Origin of the sequence: Microcoleus sp. LEGE 07076, assembly GCF_015207455.1 — a bacterium.
Taxonomy (GTDB): domain Bacteria; phylum Cyanobacteriota; class Cyanobacteriia; order Cyanobacteriales; family Microcoleaceae; genus Microcoleus.
The window spans coordinates 1-14,511 of record NZ_JADEWV010000003.1; the positions used below are offsets into that span (position 1 = coordinate 1).

The 14,511-nt window shown below is 45.5% G+C and carries 9 protein-coding genes; 3 read left to right on the forward strand and 6 right to left on the reverse strand.

Features of this window, described 5'->3' with window-relative positions; genetic code table 11:
• Positions 1-219: 219 nt before the first annotated feature.
• On the reverse strand, positions 220-552 hold the full coding sequence (locus IQ270_RS00810) for a hypothetical protein (protein ID WP_193971046.1): 333 nt from the start codon (positions 550-552) through the stop codon (positions 220-222).
• A 315-nt stretch (positions 553-867) separates the two neighbouring features.
• The gene (locus tag IQ270_RS00815) at positions 868-1,389 is read right to left on the reverse strand and encodes a pentapeptide repeat-containing protein (protein WP_193971048.1); all 522 of its coding nucleotides are present in this window, start codon (positions 1,387-1,389) and stop codon (positions 868-870) included.
• A 229-nt stretch (positions 1,390-1,618) separates the two neighbouring features.
• On the opposite strand from IQ270_RS00815, the gene IQ270_RS00820 reads away from it, so the two are divergent.
• The gene (locus tag IQ270_RS00820; protein WP_193971050.1) at positions 1,619-3,157 is read left to right on the forward strand and encodes a SagB/ThcOx family dehydrogenase; all 1,539 of its coding nucleotides are present in this window, start codon (positions 1,619-1,621) and stop codon (positions 3,155-3,157) included.
• A 207-nt stretch (positions 3,158-3,364) separates the two neighbouring features.
• On the opposite strand, the gene mnmE is transcribed toward IQ270_RS00820, so the two are convergent.
• Positions 3,365-4,750 (reverse strand): tRNA uridine-5-carboxymethylaminomethyl(34) synthesis GTPase MnmE, encoded by a 1,386-nt coding sequence (mnmE, locus tag IQ270_RS00825; protein ID WP_193971052.1) that lies wholly within the window; start codon positions 4,748-4,750, stop codon positions 3,365-3,367.
• A gap of 695 nt (positions 4,751-5,445) precedes the next feature.
• Here mnmE and IQ270_RS00830 point away from each other — a divergent pair.
• Positions 5,446-7,647, forward strand: coding sequence for a tetratricopeptide repeat protein (locus IQ270_RS00830; RefSeq protein WP_193971054.1), 2,202 nt, complete (start codon positions 5,446-5,448; stop codon positions 7,645-7,647).
• A gap of 147 nt (positions 7,648-7,794) precedes the next feature.
• On the forward strand, positions 7,795-9,978 hold the full coding sequence (locus IQ270_RS00835) for a serine/threonine-protein kinase (RefSeq protein ID WP_228055982.1): 2,184 nt from the start codon (positions 7,795-7,797) through the stop codon (positions 9,976-9,978).
• Between the two features lie 190 nt (positions 9,979-10,168).
• On the opposite strand, the gene IQ270_RS00840 is transcribed toward IQ270_RS00835, so the two are convergent.
• The 3 genes from IQ270_RS00840 to IQ270_RS00850 form a co-directional block, all read right to left on the reverse strand.
• Entirely contained in the window at positions 10,169-11,596 is a 1,428-nt protein-coding gene (locus IQ270_RS00840) for a YdiU family protein (RefSeq protein WP_193971059.1), read from the reverse strand.
• Between the two features lie 265 nt (positions 11,597-11,861).
• A complete protein-coding gene (locus IQ270_RS00845) occupies positions 11,862-12,413 on the reverse strand; it encodes a transposase (protein WP_193971061.1) in 552 nt (183 codons plus the stop codon).
• A gap of 362 nt (positions 12,414-12,775) precedes the next feature.
• Positions 12,776-14,392 carry a Ppx/GppA phosphatase family protein gene (locus IQ270_RS00850; RefSeq protein WP_193971063.1) on the reverse strand — a complete coding sequence of 539 codons (1,617 nt, stop codon included), beginning with the start codon at positions 14,390-14,392 and terminating at the stop codon, positions 12,776-12,778.
• Positions 14,393-14,511 lie beyond the last annotated feature (119 nt).

A 14,511-nucleotide genomic window follows, 5' to 3' on the forward strand; every position in this document is an offset into this window, starting at 1 on the left:
CACAAGAACAATAAAGATTGCAAGTTATTTAATTCTCATTCCTAAGAGCGCGTTCGGCTTCGCCTTCGCGGTTTATTCGATTTTAAGCTGTTGCGGCATTTAATTCTATATCAAAAAAAATTAAACAATGAGTAGGGTGTCCCGCCTGCGGAGAATATGCAGTTTAAATGCCGCAACAGCATAGTTTTTCCCAGGTTTTTATGTTTTGGTATTTTTCGGTCAATCTTCTTCGGCAAAAAAGCTTTTGTAAGCAATCAAAGCAATTACCCCAACTATCAGTGCAGTTGCTAACCAAGATGCGATGCGAACTGTAATTACAACAGTAATAACAATGCCTGTAAATTGAGCGGCGGCTAATATCTTTCGGCGACGCTGTTTGATTTGACTGTTAGGTTTGCTATCTTGTTCTTCGTCGTAGTTGCTGGTTAGATATGCTGGCACTGAACGGTCGATTTCTGCTGCTAATTCGCTGAGCAAAAACTCTTGTTGGCGCTTCCGCATTTCTTGTTTTTTGTGCCGGAGTTCTCGGGCTTTTTGGTCGGGGTAATTCATAAAATTTACCCGGTTTTCCAGGAGTTATTATTAATATTGTGCCGCTATAAGTGCGGTAGCATCTCAATTTGGGGCTGAAATTCAGAACTTTTGAGGTGCTTGCAAGACTCGCCAGCACCTCAAAAGTTCTTATGCTCGCACTCGGAAAAAATATGTTTTACCAAAATTAGATATTTCCATAGGTTATATACAACTGTAACTCACTTTTTCAGCGGTGTCGAGAGATGTTAAGAATATTTTAAAATGGCGGTTGCTGAAGAGGGATAGCTGTGCGGCGGGCACTAGCCGATCGCCCAACTGCGGCGCTGCGAGTCGTCAATATCCTTCGGGGCTGATGGTAGTGCGATCGCACTCAGCTTCCGACAAATCAGCCAAGCGCGATCGAAATAAGTTGCAGCCAGCTAATTGAGCTTTAGTTAACTTTGCTTTCTCCAAATTAGCTCTGCTCAAATCGGCATTGCTCAAATCGGCATTGCTCAAATCGGCATTGTACAAATCCGCACCTTGTAAATTAGCTTTTTGCAAATTAGCACCTTGCAAATTTGCGTGGCGCAAATTTGCTCTAGATAAATTTGCTCCTGACAAATTAGCTTCCGATAAGTTTGCTTGATAAAGTTGAATGTCGCCCAATTCAGCATCCTGCAACTGTGTTTTGTAAAGATTGGCTTGACTCAGATTTCCGTAGGGCAAATAAGCTTGCCTCAAAACGCTACCAGAAAGGTTTATTTCTGCCAAATCTGCTTGAAATAAATTATTTTCACTGAGGTCAACTGCGTCAAAATTTCGCTTGCCTTCAGCATACTGACCGAGCAATTGCTCAGCGCTTAGCTTTTGCATTTTCATCTTTTTATGAGGACAGCTATTGCAGCCAATCTAGAATAATAATTAATGACGATCGCATTTGCGTATTTATACCTAAGCATTTTCTCATGTTAAGCTTGTGTAACAGCGAGCGCATTTTTTCTAAGATTTTTTTTATATTTGTAAATTTCTGCCTTGCTCGGTCAGTAAGCCGTCAGTAATGTCAAGATCGATAAAGAAACCACAGCCAATCCTCTACTGAAATATGCCAGAACTTCCTGTTTCCATTGCTGAACACTACCACCAACAGACGAAATACGACCCTGAAACCATTGCTGCCAAAAGCAGACAGCTAGATTGGACAGAGCAGCCAGTGCCGTTCAAAGAATATAAAATTGGGGCGTATTTTGACCTTAAGCCTTATCTAAAAGACCCCTCGGACGATCGCGACAGCGCGGCTGATGCCGGTTGGTGGCACCGCTTGTCGAGCTTGTTGCTGTGCAGCTACGGGTTGACGGCGAAGGTGCAGACGGTAGATGAGAGCTATTTGTATTTGCGTGCGGCACCGTCGGCGGGCGGGCTCTACCCAGCCGAGGTTTATTTAATCTCCCGCGGCACACCGCATTTGCCTGCCGGACTCTACAATTATCAGTGCAGAACTCATTCACTTGTTCATTTTTGGGACAGTCAAGTTTGGTCGGCGCTCCAAGCTGCTTGTTTCGGCTCGCCGGCGCTAGAAAATACTCAACTGGCGATCGCCATTACCACTGTTTTCTTCCGTTCTTCTTGGCGTTACGAAGACCGAGCATACCGCAGGATTTTCCTCGACACAGGTCATTTATTGAGTAATATCGAGTTAGCTTGCGCCATCAACGATTACCGACCTCACTTGATTGGAGGATTCGCCGACGCAGCTATCAATGAATTACTGTACATCGACTCGGAGCAAGAAGGAGGGATTTGTGTAGTTGCGTTAGCCGACTTGCTAGATATCGACCAAAATTTACCCAAATTTAAAACAGCTTTGCCGGGAAAAACGACGACAGATTACCCGAAATTTTCGGAGGGTCAACTGTTGGGACACCTCCACAAAGCGACACAGTTAGAATCAGATCCCACCGCTGCGGATGGCTGGAAATTTGATGAAAATGAAGGTGATTTAGAGGATAAATACAACTTTCCATTTTGTACTAAAGTTTCTACGGTAACTCCTTCAATTCCTTGGGGAGTCAACCTGGAAACTTTAGAAACCACTATGCTCAAAAGGCGTTCTACTCGTGCTTATACAGGTGCTTCTTTGAGCTTTGGCGAACTGCTAGCCTTGCTGGATTTTACTTACCAGCCGCAGCACTATATCGACCAAGGATTAGACGGTTATCCGGATTATTTCGATCTGAGTTTAATCGAGACTTTTATTGCGGTTTCGGGCGTGAACGGGTTGGAAGAAGGCTGTTATTATTACGCTCCGAAAGCTCAAGAATTGCGGCAAATTCGGTTTAAAAATTTCCGCAGGGATCTGCATTTTTTGTGTTTGGGGCAAGATTTGGGCAGAGATGCGGGGGCGCTGTTGTTTCACACGGCGGATTTGAACAGGGCTGTAGCAAAATATGGCGATCGAGTTTACCGATATTTGCACATGGACGCGGGTCATTTGGGCCAGCGGTTGAATTTAGCAGCGATTCAACTGCGTTTGGGTGTCAGCGGTATTGCGGGCTTTTTTGACGATCGCGTCAATGACGTTCTCGGTATTCCTGCGAGCGAGGCCGTGCTTTATATTACAACTCTTGGAAGACCGCGATCGTGAGGATTAGTCAGTTGTTAGTTGTTATTTGTCAGTAGTATGGCTTCACTGAGTCTAGGCGCATCTAAATTTTACAGTCAAGTTTGATGAAATTAACATCTTGCACCATTTCCACAAGGAGTGAAATTATTGTGGGGTGTCGGGTGCGCCCTAAAAATACAACTTAAATGCGAGACAGCTTACCTATTCAATTTACTCTTTTTCCCATTGCTATTTCCCAATGCAAAATCTACTAAAAATTCTATCCAACACTGATTCTGTTACTTCTTCCCCCGTAACTTCTCCCAATGCTTGAATTGCACCGCGCAAATCTATTGTCCAAAAATCTAAGGGCAATTTGTTGCTAATAGTATCCGTGCACTGTTCCAGAGAAATTTTGGCTCTGGTTAAGGCTGCTGCTTGCCGCTGGTTGATTGCTAAATCGGAGTTTGCGGCTTGCAAATTTCCCCGGCTGACGGCGTCTAAGATGGCTGTTTCTAAGTCTTCTATGCCTCGTTCTAGGGCGGCGGATGCGGTGACTGTAGGGTAAATTTTCGAGGAAAAAGGTAGTTCGGGGATTGTTTTTACTAGGTCGATTTTGTTGATGATTATAATTAGTTGGCGGTGTTTTACTTGTTCGTGAATTTCCCAATCGCCTTCTGTCCAACCAGATTCTGCGTCTATTGTCAATAATACTAAATCGGCTTGTTTTGCTGCGGCGCGCGATCGCTCTACGCCAATTTTTTCTACCTTGTCTTCGGTTTCTCGAATTCCGGCAGTATCGAGCACTTGCACCGGAATGCCGCCCACAACTAGCTGCGATTCTACCACATCCCGGGTCGTTCCGGGCAAATCTGTGACGATCGCCCGATCGCTCTTACTCCACGCATTCAACAAACTCGACTTTCCCACATTCGGGCGACCCACTATCGCCACTTTCAAACCACTTCTCAACAATTCTCCGCGATCCGCCGTCGCCAAAATTGTTGACAAGTCCGCCAAAACATGATTTATTTCCAAGCAAGTTTTAGCTTCATCTAAAGGCGGCAAATCTTCCTCAAAATCAATTCTCGCCTCAATTTCTGCCAGCAAGTCCAAACAAGTTGTTCTTAATTTGCGAATCGGCTGAGCTAATTTTCCTTGCAACCCCGCCAAAGCACTTTGTGCAGCAGCCGGAGATTTGGCTCCTACCAAATCTGAAATGCTTTCAGCCTGAGTTAAATCGAGCCTCCCGTTTAAAAAAGCTCGCAGGGAAAACTCTCCCGGCTGTGCCAATCTCGCCCCGCTTTCCAAACACAACTGCAAGACTTGTTGGACTGCAATAATGCCGCCGTGACAGTGAAATTCCACTACATCTTCGCGAGTGAATGAACGAGGCGCTTTCATAATTAACAGCAAAGCTTCATCGACTAATTCTTGAGTTTTGGGGTGGCGGATGTGGCCGTAAATAATGCGGTGAGAGTCCCAAATTTGCTTTCCTGGACTGCGAAACAGAGTTTCGGCAATTTTTAAGGCTGCGGAACCGGAAACTCGTACAATGCCGACGCTGCCTTGTTGGGGAACTATGGCGGTGGCGATCGCTGCGATCGTTCCTCCTTTGGTTAGTGATTCTGACATTTTTATTGTTCACAGATTGAAAAGTTGTCTCAATTTCCTGTTTTTGAGTATCAGGCAATTGCTTCTCGGTGTTCGAGGGTATAAATCAATACGGTGCAAAACGGGCAGATCCTGCCGGATTTTTGCTGCATACTCCCATTAAAAAAAGGGAGGACAAAAAGTTTATCTGGCGTCAACCCCTACTGCCGGAGGGATCGGGGGATGAGAGGGGGATGAGAGGGGGAATAAACAATTTTAACAATCGTGTATTAGGATATAAATATCTCGTTTGTAATTCAAGAAATCAAAACTACGGCCCTTTAGGAGAAGCGGCACGAGTTGCTGACTTGAAGGGTAGGGAATATTTTTTAAAATTTTTCCGGCGCTTAATTCCTCGCCGACTTCGAGAGACGGGATAACTTGAATTAAGGATTCAACCAGTTGTAAGTTTGTGTTAGTCAATCTGCGACCAGGTTGTTAAATTATACATATCTCATTAACAGGATAAACAATTTCAGCGAGTTTTTGCCAAGATATTAGAAGAGGGCGGCCGTCGCCCTTGACGCCCGATCGCTAATCCGTTAGCGAATCTTGCAGAATACGATCGCCCGTTGACCCCCTGTCGGGGCGCGATCGAACTTAAATTACTTAGCCAAAAGTTTTGGCTATCCTGATTTCATGCGATAATCGAACATTAACAGGGTAGAGGGCAGAGCATGATTGGTCAACTTCTCGACAGACGTTACCGCATCATTAAAGTCACAGACTCAAGTGAGGTGGGAAACACTTATTTAGCAGCAGATACTCACCGTCCCGGGTATCCGCAATGCACGGTTAGAGAAATGCGGCTTGCCGGCACAAGTTCGCAAACTCCAGAATTAGTCAAAGTTATATTTCAAAGAAACGCAGAAATAATTGAAGAATTGGGTAAATACGACAAAATCCCCGAATTATTGGCGTATTTTGAGGAAAATCAAAGTTTATACTTAATTCAAGAATTTATTGCCGGCTCGCCTTTAAGTCAAGAACTGATCCCGGGTGAAGCTTGGGCAGAAGATGAAGTAATTCCTCTGCTATCATCCATATTAGAAATTTTGGTGTTGATTCACTCCCAGGGCTTCATTCACCGCAAAATTCAACCAGACAGAACTATTAGGCGCGAGTCAGACGGGAAATTTGTGTTGGTTGACTTTAGCCTAGACAAAGAAATTAACCCGGAAGTGGCTAATTGTGATTTGCTGCTGGCGCAAACTTCGCCGAACTCTGTTAAATCGTCTTTGGGAAAAAAAGAAAAGTTGGGGGTGCGGTCGCTATACGTGCCGATCGAACAATTGGAAGGCAACCCCCGTTACAATAGCGACATCTACGCTCTAGGTACGATCGCCCAGCTTGCAGTGACGGGACTTTCGCCCGAGGAACTCAGTGCCCTGAGAAAAAACAACACAGAAATTTCCTGGCGCAACCGGGCAAATTGTTCGGCGGCTCTAGCAGATACGATCGATCGCATGGTGCACTCCGACTGCGAAGAACGCTATCAGGAAGCAGCCGAAGTTTTGGCAGACATCAAACAAATTGCCGTAGAATTCGAGGCTGTTCCTTCGCCGGTCACCATCATCACTGACGCCTTGAGTAAACAGCCGAGACAGCGCCAAACCAGACTGCTGCTGTTGGCTGCAACGGCCGGGGCCTTAATTTTGACAGCAGGGATCGTTTACTTTTGGCAGAGTCAAAGTCCGGCGAGGGCAAAAGAATTGTTCGTCCGCGGCGTTGGAAAGGCGCAGCAAGGTGACAAAACAGGCGCGATCGCCGATTATACCCAAGCCATCGCCCTGAATGCCAGCGATGCCGAAACTTTCTACAAGCGCGCTAACGCTCGCTACGACACGGGCGCAACCGACCAAGCAATACAGGATTACACCGAAGCAATTAAAGTCAATCCCAGCCACGCCAAAGCCATCTACAATCGAGGTCTGGCGCGCCTCGAAACCGGCGACAAGCGGGGGGCTGCGGAGGATTTTACCCAAGTATTGCGGCTGAGCCCTAGCGACGGCGATGCCTACTATCAGCGGGGTTTAGCTTACTACGATTTGGCAGACTACCCCCTGGCAATTGAAGACTACACTCAAGCAATTCGGCTCAATCCCAAGGATGCTACAGCTTACAGCAATCGGGGTTTAGCTCGATCGGCATCAGGCGACAAAACCGGAGCAATGGCAGATTTTACCCAAGCGATTCAAATTAGCCCCGAACAAGCTAGCGTTTACTACAGTCGCGGTCGATCGCGGTTTAATTTGGCAGATTATCAAGGAGCGATGGAAGATTATAGTAAGGCGATCGAATTGGAACCAGAACAAGCCGATGCTTATACCAATCGGTGCAGCGCTTACTTAAATTTGGCAACCTACGACAAAGCGATTGAAGATTGTAGCCGAGCAATTCGCCTCGATCCCAAAGATGAAGCAGCTTACAACAACCGCTGCATTGCTTATCTGAATTTAAAACAATTTCAAAAGGCCGGTGAAGATTGCAGTTTGGCGATCGGACTTAACGCCAACAATCCCAAAGCATACAGCAATCGAGGCTTAGCTCGCGAGGCTTCGGGAGACAAACTCGGGGCTGTGGAAGATTTTACTCAAGCAATTCGGCTCAATCCCAGCGATTCCGTAGCTTACAGCAATCGCGCTACCCTCTACTCCGAACAAAAAAATTACCCTTTAGCGGTTGAAGATTTCGCTCAGTCGCTACGGCTCAACCCCAACAATGCTAGTGCTTTTTACAGCCGAGGCCTCGTCCGCCGCCAACTCAAAGATCCGGCTGGGGCGATCGAAGATTTTCAGAAAGCTGCAACGCTGTTTCTAGAACAAGGAAGAGCCGATGGTTACCAAAACGCACAAGCACAAATGAACGACCCTAAATAAACTATTAATCATCAGCGAGCAGTCATCAGTCATCAGCCATTATAAAAAATGAAAAAACCTGAAGGAAGAAGCAAGAAGCCAAAATTAAAACTTCCCCATTCCCCATTGCCCATTCCCCATTACCCATTCCCAATTATCGATATGAACATGGTTGGTCAACTTTTAGACAGGCGCTATCGCGTAGTGCAAATTCTAAGTTCAGGAGCTTTCGGACAAACTTATTTAGCTGTCGATACTCGCCGTCCCGGCCACCCTCAATGTGTAGTCAAACAACTGCGCCCTCCCAGCAACACTTCCTCAGTCCTCAAAACAGCTTACCGCTTATTTAAACAAGAAGCAGAAATATTAGAAAAACTGGGAAAACACAATCAGATTCCATTTTTGCTCGCTTATTTTGAAGAAGGAAATCAATTTTATTTGGTGGAAGAGTTTATTCCCGGACACGCCCTAAATCGGGAAATTATGGCGGGTCAACCTTGGCGGGAAGAACGAGTAGTGTCTTTGTTGGAAGAAGTGTTACAACTGCTCGCATTCGTACACTCTCAAGGAGTGATTCACCGCGATGTTAATCCCTCCAACTTAATCCGCCGCAAACCAGACGGTAAATTAGTTTTAATTGACTTCGGCTCGGTTAAAGAAGTTGCCAATCACGTTACCGAGTATGATACAGAATTTCCGCGTACCATTGCGACGGGAACTCCGGCTTATATGCCGATCGAACAATTTCAAGGCAACCCCCAATTTAGCAGCGATCTTTATGCAGTAGGGATGATGGCGATCCAAGCTATCACGGGTTTGCCCGGTACCGATTTGCCAAAATTGCAAGATCCGAATCCTTCTCACACGGGGGAAATTGTTTGGCGAAACCGATCTCAATGTTCTCCGGGACTGGCAAATATCATTGACAAAATGGTATGTCACCAATTTGGCAAACGCTATCAATCGGCTGACGAAGTTTTGGCAGCTCTCGGCAAGCTGACGCACCGCCAAGAGCCTCATACGGCTCAAAAGAAAAGTATGGCTCCTAGTTTACTCTTTGCTCATAGTTTTGCGTCACGTTTGGGAAGTCGGTTTTGGTGGGCGATCTTGGCTGGATTGGGGGCGATCGCTCTGGTATTTATGTTTAATTATTGCAGCCGCCCGAATCCAACTAAAGCTAAGGAATATTACGAACTGGGAGTAGAAAAATCTCGCAATCAAGATGCGGCGGCAGCTTTGGAGGCTTTTAATAGATCAATTAAATTAAATCCTAACAATCCTGATAGCTTTTATCGGCGGGGGAATGCTAATTACGATTTAAAAAAATATCAAGAAGCAATTGCCGATTATTCTCGGGCGATCGCTCTCGATCCTAAAAATTTTAAGGCTTATTTTAACCGGGGGCTAGCCCGTAACGATTTTAACGACAAGCGCGGGGCGATTGAGGATTACACTCAGGTACTGAATCTACAGCCCAACGATGTTGAGACATATTATGAAAGAGGAGTTACATATTTAGAACTGCAAGATTACAAAATGGCAATTCAGGATTTTACTGAAGTAATTCGGCTGCAGCCAAAGCTTGTTAAAGCTTATCATTCGCGGGGGTTGGCTCGCGCTGGTAACGCAGATTTGCAGGGGGCGATTGGAGATTATACTGAAGCAATTAAACTCGACGATCAAAATGTTGATGCTTTTTACAGTCGGGGGAGAGCTCGCTTTCACCTAGGAGATTATCAGGGAGCTTTGGCGGATTATTCTCAGGTAATTGCGATCGATCCCAAGAGTGGAGATGCTTACGCTAATCGTTGCAGCACGCAGTTGAATTTGGGAGCGCATCAAGCGGCAATTGACGATTGCACTCAGGCTATTTCGCTGAGCGAGGAAGATGGGATTCCTTACAACAATCGCTGCATTGCTTATTTAAATTTGAAGGATTATCCGAAAGCAATTGCCGATTGCACTCAAGCGGTGACAATAAATCCGAACAATTATAATGCTTTGAGCAATCGCGGTTTGGCTCGTAACGCAGGGGGAGATGCCCAGGGGGCGATCGCCGATTTTACCGCAGCAATCGGCCTCAATCCCAACGATGCAGAAGCTTACGCCAATCGGGCGAAGGTTTACCAACAGTTAAATAATTACAATAGTGCGATCGGCGATTACGTACAAGCAATTCGGCTCAATCCGAATTATGCAGCAGCTTACTACGGTAGAGGAATGGTTCGCCGCTCCTTGGGAGACAAAGCAGGAGCAATTAGCGACTTTGAAAAAGCGGGCAAAATTTTTCTCGATCAAGGACTTACCGGCGGTTACAAAGACGCACAATTTGAAATTGAAAAACTAAAATAATCATCAGTCATTAGTCATTAGTCATTAGTTGTTTGTTATTGGTTATTGGTTATTGGTTATTTGTTGTTTGTTACGAATTTCCAATTTCCAATTTCCAATTCTCAATTGCCAATAACAAATAACAGCTAACAGTCAACAGTCAACAATGCCCCATGCCCCATCCCTCCGCTTCGCGCTCGCCCAATTCCCTTTAAGAATTTTGAATTCGCTCAACCAAATCATAAAACGGTTGCCAATTATCCTCAAGGGCGATGGGTTCCCAAACAGCCTCAATCGTCGGCCTCAACAGCGATTGTTCGGGATTGTGCTGGCGCAACCTCTGGGCCATCTCATCCATATCGTCCGCCGACAAACTTTGCAAAACGTGACAATAAAACTGCCGCCAATGTGCTAACAAATCCGCAGGTTCCGCCTCGCTAAAAATTTGATTGACATCATCTCGCCAAGTGCGATCGAACTGTCGGCGCAATTCCCAAAAGAAATCGTGATAATCTACTTGAGACTCCGCCAGCATCTTAATTGTCAGCTTCAAAAGCTCATCGCCATCAGCTTCTGGCAAATCCTCAAATCCCAATCTATTCAGCATCAACTTGCGGTAAGCTGCATTATAATAATCGCCAAACTTTGCCAAACCAGCATCCATATCAGCTTGAGGAATCGCCGCTGCTAGCGGTTGCTGGAGCTTTTCTAAATTCCCCTTGCAAATAAACGGTTGATTCCCGTAACAATAAAGACCGTAATGGTCGAAATAAGCTGCTGTAAATTCCGGCTTGTAAGTTGGGATAAAAGCAAAAGGCCCGTAATCAAAACTTTCTCCCGTAATCGACATATTATCAGTATTCAGCACCGCATGGCAAAAACCTGCCGCCATCCACTGAGCGACTAATTCGGCTACACGGTTGACTAATTCTGCATAAAATAGCGCATACTTTTCCGCAGGCGCAACAGCCGCATTGCTTGCTGCTAAATGCAATTCAGGATAGTAATATTCAATTACAAAATCTAAAAGTTTTTTAGTTAAATCCGGGCGTCGGATATAATGCAGTCTTTCAAAAGTGCCAAACCGAATGTGAGAGTGACTGAAACGCACCATTACGGACGATCGCGTCGGAGAAGGTTCGTCGCCCCGCCACAAAGCATCGCCCGTTTCAACTAAACTAAAACAGCGAGATGTCCGAACTCCCAATCGGTGCAAAGCTTCGGCGGCTAAAACTTCGCGAACTCCCCCTTTGAGAGTGAGTCTACCATCAGCGTGCCGCGAGTAAGGAGTGCGGCCGGAACCTTTAGTACCGAAGTCATAAAGTCTGCCGTCAGTACCCCGAACTTGACCGTACAAAAAGCCTCTACCGTCGCCTAAATTCGGGTTGTATTCGTTGAATTGATAGCCGTGGTAGCGGAGTGCGAGAAAGGGACGGACACAGTGAAATTTGCCGAATGCTTCGATGAAATGTTGGTCGGTTACTTGTGCGGGATCTAAACCCAATGTCGGCAATAATTGGTCGTTGCGAAAGCGGAGTATGTGCTGCGGAAAATCTGCCGCCGGGACTTCATCAAAGTAGTCGCCACCGAGGGATTCGAGGGCGGGTTCGTAGTTGAGGGAAAGCAAAGGATTTGACATTGTTTGATTTTATCTTGCAATTGGCGATCGCTCTTAATATTTTAGTTATGGTAGGGTGCGTCAGTAAAAATTGTTAAGGAGCAACAGATCATCTGCGGCTGACGCACCCTAGGGTTAGTTATGGTAGGGTGCGTCAGTAAAAATTGTTAAGGATAAACAGATCATCTGCGGCTGACGCACCCTAGGGTTAGTTATGGTAGGGTGCGTCAGTAAAAATTGTTAAGGAGCAACAGATCATCTGCGGCTGACGCACCCTACGGACTCATTACTCGTGACCAATATCTGCCGGAATATATGGGATGTCATTTGAGCCCCAATCTTCAGGATAAATGCTTTCGGCAACAAATCGATGGAAGCTAGAATATTGCCAATCTTTGGGGGACTGGCATAAACCATGTTTGACTGGATTGTAATGAATATAATTGCAATGATTAGCATAGTCTGTTTCATCTCTAATTAAATGTTCCCAAAATCTGCGCTGCCAAAGATTTCTTTCTTTCCGTTTTTGTCTAGATTTGCTAATTTTGGCTTTAATTCCTAATTTATCAGCGCATTCATAGGTGACAAAGGTTTTAATGAATCGCCAGCGAGTTGCATAATCGCGATCGCCCTTTGGTAGTGTCCAAATACAATGTATGTGATTTGGCAATAAAACAATTGCATCAATTGAAAATGGGTAAAGTAGCTGGACTCGCCTCAGTGATTTTCTTAAAGATTCGCGAGCAATATCTCTACACAGCCAAGGAATTCTCTGATAAGTGACTTGGGTGAAAAAGTAGGTTGCTCCTGGTATGGTGGATCTCCGGTACTTCGACATAATCTTGAGTTAGTAGTCGTTAGTTATTGTCTGGTGCGTCTGGACTGAATCTTTTCTGACATTGCTGATTTTTTCGCCTGAGGCACCCTACGCATAATTTATTGTAGTTAGTCTGGTGCGTCAGGACTGAATCTTTTCTGACATTGCTGATTTTTTCGGCTGAGGCACCCTACGCATAATTTATTGTAGGGTGCGTTAGTTATTGTAGGGTGCGTCAGTAAAAATTATTAAGGATCAACAGATAATCTGCGGCTGACGCACCCTAGGGTTGGTTATTGTAGGGTGCGTCAGGCCTGAATCTTTTGACGACAGACAGATAGTTTTCGCCTGACGCACCCTACCCTGATTTTACTGCTTGCTATTTAAACTGCAACCACAGTCGGCTCCAAAGTTGCCACTAATTTGAGATTGTACTCATCTTCAAAACACGGTTTTTTATAATCCAAACTCCACATTTCCAGAGCGCAATCGTCTCCGGAATCGAGCGGTTGCAGCCGCATATGAAACTCTCGAATTTCTGGGCGGTGTTCGCATTTAAAATCAGCAATCGCGCCAATTTGCCTCCTGTCTAAAGCCACAGCTAACCGCAAAAAAGGATGGAGTTTACTCACGACTTCCCGGTATTTCTTGGGCAGATTTACGAAATTTTCATGTTTCTTTTTCGGAGGACTTTTACGGTGGTAGCGAGCTAAATTGGCGATTACTTCAATCTCAGTTTCAGTATATCCCAATAACTCACCATTGCGAATTAAATAGTAAGAATGTTTGTGGTGCGCTGAATGACTGATGTACAAACCGCAGTTGTGCAGAATCGCGGCGGCCCACAGCAACTCCCGTTCTTCGGTTCCCCAATTGTGCAACATTCCTTGGGTTTGGTCGAACAATTTGAGGGAAAATTCTGCGGTTCTTTCGCTTTCTTCTGTATTGACTTGATATTTGTCGGCCATCAGCCCAATGCTGCGCTGGCGGATTGAACCTTGATAGCGCAAGCGGTTTTCTATTAAACCGTGACTCAGCATCCAGTCAACAATGACGCCTTCTCTCAGAGATCGATCGCACACAGTGAGCGATTCCATTCCTAATAGTATCATCGCTTCCTGCAAAATCAAAGCGCCGGCGAGAATAATTTCCGCCCGCTTGTCCGACATTCCCGGAATTGCCAGTCTTTCGGCATAAGAAAGTTTGCGAAAGCGGTTGACTAAATCGCGCAAATCCTTTAAACTTAATTCATAGCCCGTCAGGGGACTCGGAACACTTCCAAAATTTTCGCGAGCGTTAATGGCAGCTAGAGTTTCGATGGTTCCAGCAGTACCAATTAAACGCAGAGTTTCGCCAGCCTTGAAGTGCGATCGCAATTCGTCGATCGGTCTTTCGAGGGAAATCCGAATATAAGCTTGCAAATAGGCAAATTCTTCCCGGCTAATCGGGTCAGTTTTGACAAATTCTCCTGTTAATCGTACAGCACCGATTTTGGTACTGGTGAGACAGCGCGGCTCAGAACTATCTCCTAAAATTAATTCGGTAGAACCGCCCCCAATGTCAATAATTACCTGGGATTGATTGTTGAATTCCATACCAGAAAGTACGCCGAGATAAATTCTGCGCGCCTCTTCCTGACCGGAAATTAAACTAACATTCAAGTCTAATTCGTCAGCAACTCGTTTGAGAAAATCCCGCCCGTTGGGGGCTTCTCGAACGGCACTGGTAGCTACAGCGATTACTTGTTCGGCATTGGAAGTTTTAGCAATATCTAGAAAACGGCTCAGAGTGGCGATCGCCCTTTCCATAACCTCAGACTTCAAGCAGCCTGTTTTAGCCTCCGAATCGCCCAACCGTACCGTATCTTTTTCTCTAGCAATAATCGCAAAGGCGGGCAATTTTGGATCGATCCGCGCCACCACCATGTGAAACGAGTTAGTACCCATATCAATGGCAGCAATAATGCGATTTGATTCCGTAGAAGCAATTGAATTAACCATTGGAGTGTCTCGGGGTTGACAGATATTTATAATTATTTCATAAATCCAGTTAGGCGCGATATTCGATCGGCAAAAATCGGGAATTAGGCCATAGGCCCGCGCCCAGCAGTCACTGAGCC

Coding starts and splice junctions, on each gene's coding strand:
- IQ270_RS00835 (WP_228055982.1), top strand. CDS start 7,795: ATGGTTGGTCAACTTTTAGACAGGCGCTATCGCGTAGTGCAAATTCTA.
- mnmE (WP_193971052.1), bottom strand. CDS start 4,750: ATGTCAGAATCACTAACCAAAGGAGGAACGATCGCAGCGATCGCCACC.
- IQ270_RS00840 (WP_193971059.1), bottom strand. CDS start 11,596: ATGTCAAATCCTTTGCTTTCCCTCAACTACGAACCCGCCCTCGAATCC.
- IQ270_RS00845 (WP_193971061.1), bottom strand. CDS start 12,413: ATGTCGAAGTACCGGAGATCCACCATACCAGGAGCAACCTACTTTTTC.
- IQ270_RS00850 (WP_193971063.1), bottom strand. CDS start 14,392: ATGGTTAATTCAATTGCTTCTACGGAATCAAATCGCATTATTGCTGCC.
- IQ270_RS00830 (WP_193971054.1), top strand. CDS start 5,446: ATGATTGGTCAACTTCTCGACAGACGTTACCGCATCATTAAAGTCACA.
- IQ270_RS00810 (WP_193971046.1), bottom strand. CDS start 552: ATGAATTACCCCGACCAAAAAGCCCGAGAACTCCGGCACAAAAAACAA.
- IQ270_RS00820 (WP_193971050.1), top strand. CDS start 1,619: ATGCCAGAACTTCCTGTTTCCATTGCTGAACACTACCACCAACAGACG.
- IQ270_RS00815 (WP_193971048.1), bottom strand. CDS start 1,389: ATGCAAAAGCTAAGCGCTGAGCAATTGCTCGGTCAGTATGCTGAAGGC.